At 68.9% G+C, this 14,520-nt stretch carries 15 protein-coding genes; 13 read left to right on the top strand and 2 right to left on the bottom strand.

Annotated features, from left to right (window positions below; all coding sequences use genetic code 11):
• Nucleotides 1-45 precede the first annotated feature (45 nt).
• Genes AC1DJH_RS08285 through AC1DJH_RS08270 form a run of 4 tightly spaced genes read left to right on the top strand, consistent with a single transcriptional unit; the run spans nt 46 to nt 4,721 of the window.
• Nucleotides 46-1,269: an amino acid ABC transporter substrate-binding protein gene (locus tag AC1DJH_RS08285; protein ID WP_478185363.1), complete on the top strand. Its 1,224-nt coding sequence runs from the start codon at nt 46-48 to the stop codon at nt 1,267-1,269.
• Nucleotides 1,269-2,129 (top strand): branched-chain amino acid ABC transporter permease, encoded by an 861-nt coding sequence (locus AC1DJH_RS08280; RefSeq protein WP_478185362.1) that lies wholly within the window; start codon nt 1,269-1,271, stop codon nt 2,127-2,129. Before AC1DJH_RS08285 ends, AC1DJH_RS08280 begins: the two co-directional genes overlap by 1 nt.
• Nucleotides 2,126-3,934: a branched-chain amino acid ABC transporter ATP-binding protein/permease gene (locus AC1DJH_RS08275; protein WP_478185361.1), complete on the top strand. Its 1,809-nt coding sequence runs from the start codon at nt 2,126-2,128 to the stop codon at nt 3,932-3,934. Before AC1DJH_RS08280 ends, AC1DJH_RS08275 begins: the two co-directional genes overlap by 4 nt.
• Nucleotides 3,927-4,721 (top strand): ABC transporter ATP-binding protein, encoded by a 795-nt coding sequence (locus AC1DJH_RS08270; protein WP_478185360.1) that lies wholly within the window; start codon nt 3,927-3,929, stop codon nt 4,719-4,721. The genes AC1DJH_RS08275 and AC1DJH_RS08270 overlap by 8 nt, the downstream gene beginning before the upstream one ends.
• On the opposite strand, the gene AC1DJH_RS08265 is transcribed toward AC1DJH_RS08270, so the two are convergent.
• Nucleotides 4,642-4,965 (bottom strand): hypothetical protein, encoded by a 324-nt coding sequence (locus AC1DJH_RS08265; RefSeq protein WP_478185359.1) that lies wholly within the window; start codon nt 4,963-4,965, stop codon nt 4,642-4,644. The two genes, AC1DJH_RS08270 and AC1DJH_RS08265, sit on opposite strands and share 80 nt — an antisense overlap.
• A gap of 79 nt (nt 4,966-5,044) precedes the next feature.
• On the bottom strand, nt 5,045-6,487 hold the full coding sequence (locus AC1DJH_RS08260; protein WP_478185358.1) for an amidase family protein: 1,443 nt from the start codon (nt 6,485-6,487) through the stop codon (nt 5,045-5,047).
• A gap of 138 nt (nt 6,488-6,625) precedes the next feature.
• Here AC1DJH_RS08260 and AC1DJH_RS08255 point away from each other — a divergent pair, with 138 nt between their 5' ends.
• The 9 genes from AC1DJH_RS08255 to AC1DJH_RS08215 all read left to right on the top strand — a co-directional run bounded on the left by AC1DJH_RS08255 (nt 6,626) and on the right by AC1DJH_RS08215 (nt 14,509).
• Nucleotides 6,626-7,633 (top strand): ABC transporter substrate-binding protein, encoded by a 1,008-nt coding sequence (locus AC1DJH_RS08255; protein WP_478185357.1) that lies wholly within the window; start codon nt 6,626-6,628, stop codon nt 7,631-7,633.
• A gap of 16 nt (nt 7,634-7,649) precedes the next feature.
• Complete coding sequence (locus AC1DJH_RS08250) at nt 7,650-8,501, top strand: ABC transporter ATP-binding protein (RefSeq protein ID WP_478185356.1); 852 nt, start codon at nt 7,650-7,652, stop codon at nt 8,499-8,501.
• Nucleotides 8,498-9,256 (top strand): ABC transporter permease, encoded by a 759-nt coding sequence (locus AC1DJH_RS08245; RefSeq protein ID WP_435483974.1) that lies wholly within the window; start codon nt 8,498-8,500, stop codon nt 9,254-9,256. The genes AC1DJH_RS08250 and AC1DJH_RS08245 overlap by 4 nt, the downstream gene beginning before the upstream one ends.
• Nucleotides 9,253-9,993, top strand: coding sequence for an ABC transporter permease (locus AC1DJH_RS08240; RefSeq protein ID WP_435483973.1), 741 nt, complete (start codon nt 9,253-9,255; stop codon nt 9,991-9,993). Before AC1DJH_RS08245 ends, AC1DJH_RS08240 begins: the two co-directional genes overlap by 4 nt.
• Nucleotides 9,993-10,763 carry a class II aldolase/adducin family protein gene (locus AC1DJH_RS08235; RefSeq protein ID WP_478185355.1) on the top strand — a complete coding sequence of 257 codons (771 nt, stop codon included), beginning with the start codon at nt 9,993-9,995 and terminating at the stop codon, nt 10,761-10,763. The genes AC1DJH_RS08240 and AC1DJH_RS08235 overlap by 1 nt, the downstream gene beginning before the upstream one ends.
• A 43-nt stretch (nt 10,764-10,806) precedes the next feature.
• Nucleotides 10,807-11,646 carry a TauD/TfdA dioxygenase family protein gene (locus tag AC1DJH_RS08230; RefSeq protein ID WP_478185354.1) on the top strand — a complete coding sequence of 280 codons (840 nt, stop codon included), beginning with the start codon at nt 10,807-10,809 and terminating at the stop codon, nt 11,644-11,646.
• 70 nt (nt 11,647-11,716) lie between these two features.
• Entirely contained in the window at nt 11,717-12,451 is a 735-nt protein-coding gene (locus AC1DJH_RS08225) for a GntR family transcriptional regulator (RefSeq protein ID WP_435438675.1), read from the top strand.
• A gap of 52 nt (nt 12,452-12,503) precedes the next feature.
• Nucleotides 12,504-13,337, top strand: a complete 834-nt coding sequence (locus AC1DJH_RS08220; RefSeq protein WP_435438676.1) for an SDR family oxidoreductase — start codon at nt 12,504-12,506, stop codon at nt 13,335-13,337.
• Nucleotides 13,334-14,509 carry a pyridoxal phosphate-dependent aminotransferase gene (locus AC1DJH_RS08215; protein WP_478185353.1) on the top strand — a complete coding sequence of 392 codons (1,176 nt, stop codon included), beginning with the start codon at nt 13,334-13,336 and terminating at the stop codon, nt 14,507-14,509. Before AC1DJH_RS08220 ends, AC1DJH_RS08215 begins: the two co-directional genes overlap by 4 nt.
• The last annotated feature ends 11 nt before the right edge of the window (nt 14,510-14,520 follow it).

Raw genomic sequence — 14,520 nt, 5'->3', positions numbered from 1 at the left:
CTGTTTCCACGCCGCGCAGACAACAACCATTCCGGAGACAAAAAAATGAGCATCGATCGTCGTTCCTTCGTCGCAGCTGTCGGTGCCCTGGGCACCGGCGCGCTCTTCAGCGGCAGCGCCGCCGCGCAGCAGCCCGCGGGCAAGCCCATTCGCGTGGGCGGCACGCTGGCGCTCACCGGGCCGCTGTCGGCCACGGGCCTGGTGCACAAGCTCACGGGCGAGATCTACGTGGAGTCGCTCAACCAGCGCGGCGGCCTGCTGGGCCGGCCGGTGGAGTGGGTGCTGAAGGACGACCAGTCCAAGCCCGACCTCGCGCGCACGCTGTACGAGCAACTGGTGACGGCCGACAAGGTCGACCTGCTCATCGGCCCCTATGCCACGGGCGCCATTCTTTCGGCCATGGGCGTGGCCCAGCGCTACAACAAGACGCTGGTGCACCACACCTTCGGCATTCCCAGCCTGGCCAAGTACGACCAGCAGTTTCCCGCCTGGTCGCTCGGGCCCGATCCCGAGAAGACGATGCCGGCCATGGTGCTCGATGCACTGGCGACCTCGCCCAAGCCGCCGAAGACCATCGCCATCGTCACCAGCAAGTTCCCCTCGGTGCACTTCGTGGCGCTGGGCGCGCGCGAGGTGGCCCGGCAGCGCGGGCTGAAGGAAGTGCTGTTCCTGGAGTGGGACTTCGGCAACCGCGACTTCGGCCCCATTGCGGGCCGGCTGAAGGAGGCCAACCCCGACTTCATCTGGAACGGCGCCATCGGCCTCGAAGGCAACCAGTTGCTCGACGCGATGAAGAAGATCGACTACGCACCGCTGCATCACTTCTATCACGTGCCCGCGCCCGCGCCGATGCTCAAGGCGCCCGAGGCCAACGGCGCGCTGGCCACCACCATCTTCGAAGACCATCCGCCCTTCACCGACAACCCGACGGCCGCCGCGTTCGTAAAGCTCTACCGCGAGCGCGCGGCCAAGGCCGCCATGCCCGACACGGCGGTGGAGACGCAGGCCGCCGCCTCGTTCTCGGCCTGGCAGATCATCGAGGCCGCCGTGGTCGCGACGCAGGGCCTGGACGACAAGGCCATGGCCACCTGGCTGCGCGCCAACAAGGTCGACACCATCCAGGGCAAGCTGCGCTTCAACGAGCGCGGCAACTTCGGCGACGACCTCGGCAAGGTGAAGCAGGTGCAGAACGGCAAGTGGGTGGTGGTGTGGCCCAAGGAGTGGGCCGCTCCCGGCGCGAAGCTGCAGACGCGCGGAGTGACCGGCTGATGAGCTTTCCCAGTGCCACGCTGCTGGCCCAGTCCATCCTGGCGGGCCTGTTCACCGGGGCGCTCTACGGCCTGCTGGGGCTCGGCCTCAGCCTGTCGTGGGGCATGCTGCGGCAGATCAACCTGGCGCACTTCGCGCTCGCCTTCCTGGGCGCCTACCTCACGTACGAGCTGTCGAGCCACCGCGGCGTCGATCCGCTGCTCACGCTGGTGGTCATCGTGCCGCTGTTCTTCGTGCTGGGCGCCGCGCTGCACTGGGTGCTCACGCGCTTTCGGGTGAGCCCCTTCAACTCGCTGCTGGTCACCTTCGGCATCACCGTGATCATCGAGGCGCTGCTGCAGTGGACCTGGACGGCCGACTACCGCAAGCTGGAGTCGAGCTACGCGGAGCACAAGCTGCAGATCGGCACGCTGTACCTGCCGGTGCCCGAACTCATCACGCTGGGCCTGGGCGTGGGCATCTCGCTGGCGGTGTGGCTTGCGCTGCGCCGCACCGACCTGGGCAAGGCGATGCGCGCGGCGGCCGAAGACGCGCCCATTGCCGCGGCCTTCGGCGTGAACCAGCACGCGCTGGCGCTCATGCTCTCGGGCCTGAACGCGGCGCTGGCCGGCGTGGCGGGCGTGTGCATTGCGTTGGCGTACACGCTGTCGCCCTCGCAGATCTACGCATGGATCGGCGTGGTGTTCGCGGCCGTGATGCTGGGCGGCCTGGGCCGCCCGCTCGGGCCGCTGATTGCGGGCTGCATCATCGGCGTGACCGAGGCCGTGACCATGACCGTGACCGCACCCTCGTGGGCACCGCTGGTGTCGTTCTCGCTGCTGATGTTCGTGCTGCTGGTGCGGCCGGGGAGGGTGGCATGAAGCGCTCGTTCCTGCTGATTCTTGCGGCCGGCGCGGGGCTGGCCGTGGTGCCGTGGCTCGGGCTGCCGGCGTTCTACGAATCCATTCTCTACCTGGTGCTGCACTGGGTGGCGCTGGCCACCTCGTGGAACCTGCTGTCGGGCTACTCGGGGTACTTCTCGTTCGGGCACGGCGCGTTCTTCGGCATCGGCATGTACACCACGGCCACGCTGGCGACACGCTTCGACGTTCCCTTTCTCTGGACGCTGCCGGCCGCCGCCGTGGTGGCCGCGCTGGTGGGCACGCTGCTGGGCGCGGTGGCCTTCCGCGTGCAGGCGGTGCGCGCCGAACTGTTCTCGCTGCTCACGCTGGCCGCCACCTTCGTGGTGGCGACCATCATCCTGAACACGCCCATCGACGGCGGACCGGGCGTGTCCATGAGCGCGGTGGCGGTGCCGCAGCTCGGGCCGACCGCCTCGGGCACCTTCTACCTGCTGGCCCTGGGCGTGGCGGTGGTCACGGTGCTGGCCGCGCTGGCCGTGTACCACTCGCGCTTCGGCACGGGCCTGTTCGCCATCCATGACGACGAGGACGTGGCCGAGGTGATGGGCGTGCCCACCTACCGCTACAAGCTCGGCGCCTTCGCGCTGTCGTGCGGCTTGGCCGGCGTGGTGGGCGGGGTGCATGCGCTGTTCATCTCGTACGTGACCACGGGCGACACCTTCACCATCGCGATGCCGCTCACGGTGGTGCTGATGGCGGTGCTCGGCGGCACGCGGCACTGGGCCGGGCCCATCGTGGGGGCGACGGCAATCACGCTGCTGCTCTACGCCTTCACGGGCGGCGACAGCGCGATCATCGGCAAGGGCCTGACGGGGCTGGTGCTGATCGTGGTGATCCTGTTCATGCCGCAAGGGCTGCTGGGGCAGGTGCTGAAGTGGTGGAGCGCAAGGCGGGGTGCGCCGGCCGCTTCGGCGGCGCCGGCCCTTGCGCCCGTTGCCGCCGAAGCGAAGAAGCCCGCCGTTGCCGACGGCGAGGTGCTGCTGCGTGCGCAAGGCGTGCGCAAGTCCTTCAAGGGCGTGCACGCGCTGCGCGGCGTGAGCCTGGAAGTGCGGCGCGGCGAGATCCTCGGGCTTCTGGGGCCCAACGGCTCGGGCAAGTCGACCTTCATCAATGTCGCGAGCGGCCACTATGCGGTGACGTCCGGGCTCATCGAGTTCGAGGGGCGGCGCATCTCGGGCGTACCGGCGCACCGCATCGCCCAGGGTGGCATTGCGCGCACGTACCAGATCCCGCGGCCCTTCGCGCACCTCACGGTGCTGGAGAACGTGGCGCTGCCCGCGATGTTCGGCGCGGCCGCGCTCGACCGCCAGACGGCCGAGGCCGAGGCATGGCAGTGGCTGGCCTTCACCGGCCTCACCGAGCGCGCGCACGCCTTGCCGGCCGAGCTGAACCTGCACCAGCGCAAGTTCCTGGAGTTCGCGCGCGCACTGGCCTCGCGCCCGCAGGTGCTGATGCTCGACGAGGTGCTGTCGGGCCTCACGCCTTCGGAAATCGACGAGGCCGTGGCGCTCATTCGCCGCATTCGCGACCAGGGCGCGACCATCGTCTTCGTCGAGCACGTCATGCGCGCGGTGATGGCACTGTGCGACCGCATCGTGGTGTTCAACCGCGGCGAGGTGCTGGCCGAAGGCGCGCCGCACGACGTGATGCAGCGCCCCGAGGTGGTGTCGGCCTACCTGGGGCAGGCGATGGCGCCCGACCCCGCCGCACCGGCGAGCGCACCGCCCGCCACGGGCATCGAAAGGGAGCTGGCCCATGCTTGAACTCGAAGCCATCCGCGTCGCCTACGGGCAGGCGACCGCGCTGTGGGACGTGTCGCTGTCCATCGGCAAGGGCGAGCTGCTGTGCATCGTCGGGCCCAACAGCGCGGGCAAGAGCACGCTCATCAACGCGGTGGCCGGGCTGCACCGCATCAGCGCGGGGCGCATGCGCTTCGAAGGGCAGGACATCTCGCGCCTGGCGCCGCACCGCTTCTGCGCGCAGGGCATTGCGCTGGTGCCCGAGGGGCGGCGCCTGTTCACCGAGATGGCGGTGCGCGAGAACCTGGAGCTGGGCAGCTACCTGCGCGCGGCACGCCTGGAGCGCGCACGCTCGATGGAGCATGTGTGCACGCTGTTCCCTGTGCTGAAGGAAAAGCTGGCGCAGCCGGCCGGCTCGCTGTCGGGCGGCCAGCAGCAGATGGTGGCCATCGGCCGTGCGCTGATGGCGCGTCCCAAGCTGCTGCTGCTCGACGAGCCCTCGCTGGGCCTGGCGCCGAGCGTGGTGCTCGACATGTTCACCGCCATCCGGCGCATCCATGCCGAGGGCATCGCGGTGCTGCTGGTGGAGCAGAACGTGGGCATGGCGCTGGACGTGGCCGAACGTGCCGCGGTGCTGGAGGAGGGGCGCATCGTCGCGCTGGGCCGACCGGAGGAACTGATGGCGCGGCCGGAGTTGCGGCGCGCGTACCTGGGGCTGGAAGAAGCCGGCGCTACGCCAGGTGCGACGGCGCATGGTGCCGCGGGCGTCGGGGGCGCCGCAGCGCCAGCCACCACAGCAGCGCGGCATTGATCGCCCAGCTCGCGGCCAGCATCACGAGCGCGGTGCTGGCCACGCCCGGCGACAGGCCCAGCGTGAGCAGGCTCAGCGACCACGGCAGGCCGCCCGCGATGGCGGCGAGCATGCCGACTTCGCTGTCGGGCGCGACGGCCATGGCCAGGATGCACACCACGCCGGTGACCGTGTAGATCAGCGCGGCAGTGCGCCAGCCGGAGCGCCGGGGCGGTCGTGAACTTGCCGGATTTGCGATGGGCATGCCCTGAGCATCGCCGATCCCACCCCTCGCCGTGAAGGCTTGTTACGCCAAGCCACGTAGTGTTTTGGCGACGCCCGTTTCAGCGATTTGCCAACTTGTGCACAACGGCGGCCACGGGGGCCGGCGGCAGCACGGCTTCGACACCCAGGGCCAGCGCGAGCAGGGCCGTGTCGTCGCCTGCCGCGCCGGTCAGTTCCAGCCCCGCGGGCAGGCCGTCGAAGCTCAGTCCCATCGGCAGGCTCAGGGCCGGAAGCCCCGCCATGCCGGCCGGGCCGGTGTTGCGGATGTAGGCCGAGAACGCGGAGGCCGGGCGGCCGCACAGCGTGACTTCCACGTCCTCGCCGATGCGCGCCGCGGTCAGCGGGCTGGTCGGGAACACCAGCGCCGCCAGGTCGTGCCGGGCGAAGCATTCGCGGTAGGCGGCCTGCATGCGCGGGCGCAGGGTGTGCAGCGCGTGGGCGTAGGCCTCGGGCGTGACGGCGGTGTCGCCGAACAGGCGCTCGAACAGCGGGCGCACGTCGGGGCTCGCCACGGCGTCGGTGAGCGCGCGGGCGTCGAAGGGGCGGTCGTGGCGCGCGAAGTAGGCGGCCAGCGCGGGAAGAATCTCGTACAGCGAGATCGACATCGATCCTTCCTGGAACAGCGCACCGGCTTCGGCCAGGTTGCAGGGCACCAGCACCGCGCCCGCGGCGCGCAGGCGCTCGAGGCTTTCGCGGGCCAGGCCGGCCACGGGCGGATCGACGTCTTGCCAGAAGTAGGCCTCGGGCACGCCGAGACGCACGCCCGCCAGCGGTGCGGGGGCAATCCGCAGCGGACCGCCGGCCACGGCGTGGTCGACCAGCACGCAGTCGTCCACGCAGCGCGCCATCACGCCGGCGGTGTCGAAGGTCGGCGAGATCGGCACCAGGCCTTCGTCGGGCCAGCGGTACACGGTCGGGCGGAAGCCCACGAGGCCGCAATGCGCGGCCGGTACGCGCACCGAGCCGCCCGTGTCGGTGCCGATGGCGGCCGGCGCGGCGTGCAGGGCCAGCAGCGCCGCGTTGCCGCCGCTGGAGCCGCCCGTGACGCGCGCCGGGTCGAAGGGGTTGCGCGAGGGCCCGAAGCCGTGGTTGTGGCCGGTGACGCCCTGCGACCACTCGTGCAGGTTCGTCTTGCCGAGCACGAGCGCGCCCGCGTCGAGCAGTCGCCGGGTCACTCCGGCATGGACGCGCGGGCGGTGGCCGGCCATCCAGGGGCTGCCGGCGGTGGTGGGCATGCCGGCCACGTCGATGTTGTCCTTGAAGGCCAGCGGCACGCCATGCAGGGGCAGGGTGCCGGGCGCGGGGCGCGGCCCTGCATCCAGTGACGCGGCGGACGCCAGCAGCGCGTCGGGTTCGACGTGCAGCAGGGCGCCGAAAGACACGGTGGCCTCGGCGCGTTCCAGCAGCGCCCGGGCGTAGTCGGTGGCACGCAGGTCGCCGCGGGACATCTGCTCGGCGGCCTGTCGCGCGGAGAGATCGGTCAGCGCATGGATTCGGTTCATGAGGGCTCGAATTGGGGCAGGAGCTGCACTCCGGTGCATGTTCCGGGCCAATTTCGCCGTCTTTCGGCGCAAAACACACCCAAATTGCTTGGCATGGATACTGCTTAAATGGTTTTTTGTATTCAAGAGGCTTTCAACATGTCTTTCAAGTCCTTGCGTCTCCTGGCTGTCGTCGCTGCGTCGATGGCCCTTCTGTCGGCCCTGCCGGCGTCCGCTGCTGAAAAGGTGTCCGTGCGCCTGAAGTGGCTGGCGCAGGCGCAGTTCGCCGGCTTCTATGTGGCAAAGGCCAAGGGCTTCTACGACCAGGCCGGCCTCGACCTGACGATCAACCCCGGCGGCCCCAACCTCAACGTCGAGACGCTGGTGGCCTCGGGCAACGACACCTTCGGCCTGGCCGGCGGCACCGAGACCGTGCTGCTCGCCCGCGAAAAGGGCCTGCCGCTGGTGTGCATCGGCGTGACCGTGCAGAAGACGCCCTTCACCTATGTCACCTACAAGGACTCCGGCATCACCAAGGTGCAGGACTTCGCGGGCAAGAAGGTGGCCACCTGGTTCACCGGCACGCAGTACACGCTGTACTCGATGCTGGCCTCGGCCGGCGTGAAGCAGGCCGACCTGACCATCGTGCCGCAGTCGGGCTCCATGGCGCCCTTCGTCGAGAAGCAGTTCGACGTGGCCGCCGCCACCTATTACAACGAGCTCAACACGCTCAAGGAGCAGGGCCTGGGCGACAAGCTGGTGCTCATCAAGCCCGACGACTACGGCGTGGTGGTGCAGCAAGACACCGTGCTGGTGTCCGAGAAGTACCGCAACGAGAAACCGCAGCAGGTGCAGGCCTTCATGAACGCCACCGTCAAGGGCTGGAAGTACGCGCTGCAGAACAAGAAGGAGGCCATCGACATCATCATGGCCGCCTCGCCCAGCCTGAACCGCCCGCACCAGGAAGCCATGCTCGACGAGTTCGAAAAGCTCGTGAAGGCCGGCAAGGGCGGCAGCGACGGCATCCTGGCCATCGACCTGCCGACCGTCGAGAAGATGCAGACGCAGCTCGTGGGCTACAAGGCGCTGAAGGCGCCGGCCGACCTGTCGAAGGCCTACGACGCCAGCTTCTGGACGCAGGTGCCTGCGGCCGACAAGAAGTTCTGAGCCGTATCGCAACGTCATGAAATTCATGCCTCACGAAGTGATGCCGCCCGCCGTGGCAGACACGGCGCCGCCCATGCTCGAACTGGTCAACGTGTGGAAGCGCTTCGGTGAGGCGCAGGCCCAGACCGTCGCGGTGTCGGGCGTCAACCTGCGGATCGCGAAGAGCGAGTTCGTCACACTCGTGGGCCCCTCGGGTTGCGGCAAGTCGACGCTCTTCAACATGATCGCGGGCCTGCTGCCGCCCGACGACGACGGCTCGCTGCTGTTCGGCGGCGCGCCGCAGCGCGACGGCCAGCTGCTCGGCAAGGTGTCGTTCATGCCGCAGCGCGACCTGCTGTTTCCGTGGCGCACCGTGCTGGACAACGCCATCCTCGCGCTCGAGGTGGAAGGCGTGCCGCGCAAGGAGGCGCGTGAACGCGCCCGCGCCATGCTGCCGGAGTTCGGCCTGGCCGGCTTCGCCAACCACTACCCGCACCAGCTGTCGGGCGGCATGCGCCAGCGCGTGGCGCTGATGCGCACCTTCCTGTTCGAGCGCGACCTGATGCTGCTCGACGAACCCTTCGGCGCGCTCGACGCGCTCACCCGCACCCGCATGCAGCACTGGCTGCTGGAGCTGTGGGCGAAACACCGCCGCACGGTGCTCTTCATCACGCACGACATCGACGAAGCCATCCTGCTGGGCGACAAGGTGCTGGTGATGACCGCGCGCCCCGGCACGGTGAAGAGCGAAACCGTGATCGACCTGCCGCGTCCGCGCGACCCGTCGGTGGTGCTCACGCCGGAGTTCATCGGCCTCAAGCAGCGCCTGCTGGCCGAGATCGAGGAAGAAAGCCAGAAGACCTTCGCGCAGGAGGGCACCGCCTCGTGAACGCACTCCTGCAGCGCGCCGTGCGCTCGCCCGTGCTGGCCTTCGTGGGCCTGGCGCTGGTGTGGGAGCTGTGCGTGCACGCCTTCGCGCCGTCGCCGCGCTACCTGCCGGCGCTCAGCGCCATCGCGCAGGACGCCTGGTCGGTGTGGCCGCAACTGGCGCGCGGCTTCGGCCGCACGCTGCTCGAAACGGTGCTGGGCTTTGCCATGGGGGCGGTGTTCGGCTGCCTCTGCGGCACCGTGTTCACTTACTCGCGCTGGATGGAGCGCTCGGTGTTCCCGCTGTTCGTGGTGTCGCAGACGGTGCCGGTGGTGGCCTTCGGTGCGCTCATCGTCATCTGGTTCGGCAACTCGCTGCTGGCCAAGGTGATGACCGCGTTCTTCCTCACGTTCTTCCCCGTCACGGTGAACACGCTGCGCGGGCTGAAGTCGTGCGACCCGCAGCGCATGGCGCTGATGCGCAGCTTCGGCGCCAACCGCTTCACGATGTTCTTCAAGCTGGCCGTGCCCTCGGCGCTGCCGCAGATCATGGTGGGGCTGCGCGTGGCCATCGGCCTGAGCCTCATCGGCTCGGTGGTGGGCGAATGGTTCGGCGAGACCGTGGGCCTGGGCGTGATGCTCATGGAGGCGATGAACGCCGACCTCGTGGTGCGCCTGTGGGTGGTGATGTTTGCCTGCGGGCTCATGGGTGCGCTGCTGTACGGGCTGCTCACCTTCGTGGAAAGGAGGCTCGTATGGTGGCGCAGCGAAAGTTGAAAGATTCACCCGTGGTGCCGGTGGTGCTGAGCGTGGTCGTGCTGCTGGTGGTGTGGGAGGGCGCGATCCTGTTGTTCAAGATTCCGCCGTTCGTGCTGCCCAGCCTGGGCGCGATCGTGCAGCACGCCTTCACTGACACCGCCCGCCTGATGGCCGCGCTGCTGGCCACGCTGGGCGAGGCGCTCGGCGGCTATGCGCTGGGCAGCGTTCTGGGCTTGCTGCTGGCCGTGCTGCTGCTGCTCGCACCGCCGCTGGAGCGCATCGTGATGCCGCTGGCGGTGGCCGTGAACGCGGTGCCCACGGTGGCCTATGCGCCGCTGTTCCTGATCTGGTTCGGCCTGGGCGCCGCCTCGAAGATCGCGCTGGTGGCGCTGGCGGTCGGCTTCACCATGCTGGTGAATGCGCTGCACGGGCTGAAGCAGGCCGACCTGGCGGCGGTGAACCTGATGCGCAGCTTCGGCGCAGGGCCCATGAAGATCGTCTGGCGCCTGCGCCTGCCGGTGGCCATGCCCTCGGTGGTCACTGCCCTGCGCATCGGCGTGCCGCGCAGCATGATCGTCGCGATCGTCGGCGAGATGCTGGGCGCCTATGCGGGGCTCGGGCGAATGATCTATGAGTCGACGCAGCAGGTCGACCTGCTGAGCGTGTGGTCGGCGGTGCTGGTGGCGTCGCTGGCGAGCATGGTGTTCTATGGCCTGCTGATCTGGATCGACCAGAAACTGGTGTGGTGGCGCTGATGGCAAAGACGAATCCCGCGGCATATCCCGACACCGAAGCCGAGCTGCGCGTGCAGCTGGCCGCCTGCTACCGGCTGGTGGCGCACTTCGGCATGGACGACCTCATCTACAACCACATCTCGGCACGCGTGCCGGGGCCGGCGCATCACTTCCTGATCAACCCGTACGGGTTGCTGTTCTCGGAAGTGACGGCCTCGTCGCTGGTGAAGATCGACCTCGACGGCCGCAAGATCGACGACACCGAGGCCGAGGTCAACCAGGCCGGCTTCGTGATCCACAGCGCCATTCACGCGGGCCGGCCCGACGCACTGTGCGTGCTGCACACGCACTCCGACGCGGGCACCGCCATCGCGGCCATGCCGAACGGCCTTTTGCCGCTGAGCCAGTTCGCAATGCGCTACCAGGGCCACACCGCGTTCCACGACTACGAAGGCGTGGCGCTGGAAACCGGCGAGCGCGAGCGGCTGGTGCGCGACCTCGGTGCGCACAACACCCTGGTCTTGCGCAACCACGGCATCCTGACCGTGGGCCGCACCATTCCCGAGGCCTTCATCCTCATGTATTACTTCGAGAAGGCGGCCAAGGTGCAGCTGCTCGCGCAGGGCGGCGTGGCGCCCGGCGAATCGCTGGTGTACCCGCAGCCCGAAGTGAGCGCGCTGGCCGCGCGCCAGTTCACCGAATTCGCCGGCGACATCCTGCCGCCCGGCACGCGCGAATGGCCTGCGTTCCTGCGCATGCTGGAGCGCACGCAGCCCGACTACAGGCTCTGACAGCCGTTCTTTTCATCTTCACCCCCAGAGACACATTTCGATCATGCAACTCGAGAACCTCACCTCCTTCATCGGCACCGAAGTCAAAGGCATCGACCTGCGCGAGCCGGTGGGCGACGACGACTTCGCCGTGCTGCGCGACACGCTCAACCAGCGCTCGGTGCTGCTGTTTCGCGGCCAGAGCATCAACGAGGCGCAGCACGTGGCCTTCTCGCGCCGCTTCGGACCGCTGCTGGGCCATGTGCTCACCCAGTTCCTGAAGAAGGAGCACCCGGAGGTGTACGTGCTGTCGAACGTGTCGGAAAACGGCAAGCCCATCGGCAACCACAAGGAGGGCTGGAACTGGCACTCCGACCTGTCGTACAAGGCAGAGCCCTCGATGGGCGCGCTGCTCTACGCGCTGGAAGTGCCGCCGGTGGAGGGCGACACCTTCTTCGCCTCGATGCACGCCGCCTACGAGGCGCTGGACGACGACATGAAGGCGCGCATCCGCCCCATGACGGCCACGCACAGCTACGCCAACTACTACGGCAAGGCGTTTGCCGACCGCAACCCGCTCACGCCCGAGCAGCTGGCCGCCACGCCCGACGTCGTGCATCCGCTGGTGCGCACGCACCCCGAGACCGGCCGCCTGTCGCTCTACGTGGGCGAAGACGTGGTCAAGCAGATCGACGGGCTGCCCGCCGAGGAAAGCACCGCGCTGCTGGCCGAGCTGAATGCGCACGCCATCTCGCCCGAGTTCAGCTACCGCCACAAGTGGCTCGCGGGCGACCTGCTGGTGTGGGACAACCGCTGCACCATGCACCGCGCCACGCCGTACGACGACAACGTGTACCGCCGCGTGATGCACCGCACCACGGTGGCGGGCGACCGCCCGTTCTGACCCGCGGGTTTGCCGCAGCGCCCCGCGATCGAAGACCGACAAAGACAAACACAACAAGGAAGGCAAGACCATGGAACCGAACGAACCCGAGATGGCGGAGCCCGCGATGCTGCGCGGACGCGAGCGCCAGCGCGGCAAGGGCGCCACGCTGTCCGACGAGCTGAAGGACACGCTGGAAGACCTGATCGTCAGCGGCGTCATGAAGCCCGGCGCGCGGCTCGACGAAGCCGAGCTGGCCGAGCGCTTCAAGGTGTCGCGCACGCCGGTGCGCGAGGCGCTGAAGGCGCTGGCCGCCACGGGCCTGGTCGACCTGCGCAGCCGCCAGGGCGGCGTGTGCGTGGCGCGCATCTCGCTGCCGATGCTCATCGAGATGTTCCAGATGATGGCCGTGATGGAAGGCCTGTGCGCCAAGTTCGCCGCGCGCCGTGCCACCGAAGCGCAGAAGGCGCGCATGGGCGCGCTGCACGACGAGCTGACCAGCATCCTGGCCTCGGGCGATCACTCGCGTTTCTACGACGTGAACCAGGACTTCCACGACGCGCTGTACGAGGCCTCCAACACGCACTACCTGGCCGAGCAGACGCGCGCGCTGCGCAAGCGGGTGCGCGTGTACCGCCGCTACGTCACCTTCCAGCCCGGGCGCATGACCGCCACCATCGGCGAGCACGGCGCCATCCTGGACGCCATCCGGCGCAACGACCCGGGCGCCGCGTTTTCTTCCGCCATCGACCACGTGAGCCTGCTCGAGGACGACATCGTCGACCTGATCGCGGCGCTGTCCGAGCAGGACGGCGGCGCGCCCTGAGCGCCTTTTCAACACCCACTTTTTCGACCGCATTCCCGGACATCACTTCATCATGAAACTCGAACTCGAAGGCAAGACCGTACTCATCACCGGCGCGTCCAAAGGCATCGGCCTTGCGGCCGCCCATTCGTTCGCAGCCGAAGGCTGCCACCTGCAGCTGGCCGCGCGCGACGGCGTGGCACTGGCCGCGGCCAAGGAAGAGATCGAGAAGATCTACCCGATCAACGTGCGCATCCACCCGATGGACCTGGCCGCGCCCGGCGCCATGCAGCAGCTGGCCGAGGCGGCGGGGCATGTCGACATCCTCGTGAACAACGCGGGCGACATTCCGGCCGGCCCCATCGAGTCGCTCGACTTCGCCGTGGTGCGCCGCGGCTTCCAGCTCAAGGTGCTGGGCTACATGGAGCTCACGCAGATCTACTACGCGCGCATGAAGGCCGCGGGCGGCGGCGTGATCGTGAACGACATCGGCAACTCCGGCGAGAACTGGGACGCCAACTACATCGCGGGCTCCACCGGCAACGCGGCCGTGATGGCCTTCACGCGCGCCCTGGGCGGCGTGAGCCTGGACGACGGCATCCGCGTGGTGGGCGTGAACCCCGGCCCGGTCGCGACCGACCGCATGGTCAAGCTCATGAAGCGCCGCGCCTTCGACACGCACGGCGACGAAGGCCGCTGGGAAGAGCTGTTCGACAACTACCCGGGCGGCCGCCCGGCCACGCCGGAAGAAGTGGCCGAGCTGATGGTGTTCCTGGCCTCGCCGCGCGCCGGCTACATCACGGGCACGGTGGTGACCATCGACGGCGGCATTGCCTCGCGCGGCTCGATCATCAAGACCAGCAAGAAGGCCATGGCCGCCGAGCAGGCGCAAAGGCTCGCAGCATGAACGCGGCGCTGAACCCCGCAGCGGCCGTGCCCGCAGTGACGAGCGACGCCGAAACCCGCAACCAGTATTTCGACAAGCTCTTCACCAACCCCGACCTGATGTGGCTGGGCCAGAACACCAACCACTTCCCGCTGCACCCCGCGGTGAAGAAGGCGCTGCATGACGCCATCGACGACGAGAGCTTCCACGCCTATGCGCCGCCGCTGGGCATGGAAGCGCTGCGCTCGGCGATTGTTGAAGACCTGGGCGTGCCGAACCAGTCGGCCGTGGTGACCGACGGTGCCGTCTCGGCGCTGGCACTAGCCTGCCGTGCCTTCTGCGCGGTCGGCAAGGGCTTCGTCACCACCGATCCGGGCTGGAAGTGGCCGCTGCAGTTCGCGGCCAAGGCCGGCGCTGTGATCACCGAGATTCCGATCTACGGGCCGGAGTACGGCTTCAAGCTGTCGGCCGAGGCGCTGGCGGCGGCGACCGACGACAACACGTCGGTCATCTACCTGGTGGACCCGAACAACCCGCTGGGCACCACCTACACCGAAGACGAGATGCGCGCCTTCGCGGACCGCGCGCGCGAGATCGACGCCGTGCTGATCCACGACTGCACCTACCGCGACTTTGCCGACAGCCACACGCTGGCCTCGCGCTTCTACCCGGAAGGCACCGTGACCATCGTGAGCTTCTCGAAGTGGCTCGGCCTTGCCGGCCTGCGGCTGGGCGCGCTGGTGGCGTCGCCCGAGCTGCTCGCGCGGATCCTGCCGCACTCGCAGGCGCCACTGGGTGCCAGCGTGCTGGCGCAGCGCGCGGCCATCGCGGGCCTGGGCGTGAAGGACGAATGGATGGCCGGAGTCATCACGCAGCAGCGCGAGAACCAGCAGATGATCGTCGACGCCTTCGCCAGGCTGCCGGGCTTCGAAGTGCCGGTGTTTCCGTCGCAGGCCAACTTCATCGTGGTCGAGTGCAGCAAGGCGGGCGTGACGCCCGAGGCGCTGGTTACCGCGCTGGGCGAGCACGACATCATGGTGCGCCAGGGCACGTACCACACGCCGCGCTTCGGCCATCGCTTCATCAAGATCTCGACCACCGTGCCGAAGGCGTGGGCGCAGGCGTTGTGCGACGTGCTGCCGCAGGCGGTGGAACGCGCGCGCAGCCTGCCCGCCACGGCGGCGCTCTTCTGAAAGGCCGGGCC

This window comes from Variovorax sp. 10N412, from assembly GCF_056394985.1.
This window is presented reverse-complemented; position numbering and strand designations above follow the sequence as displayed.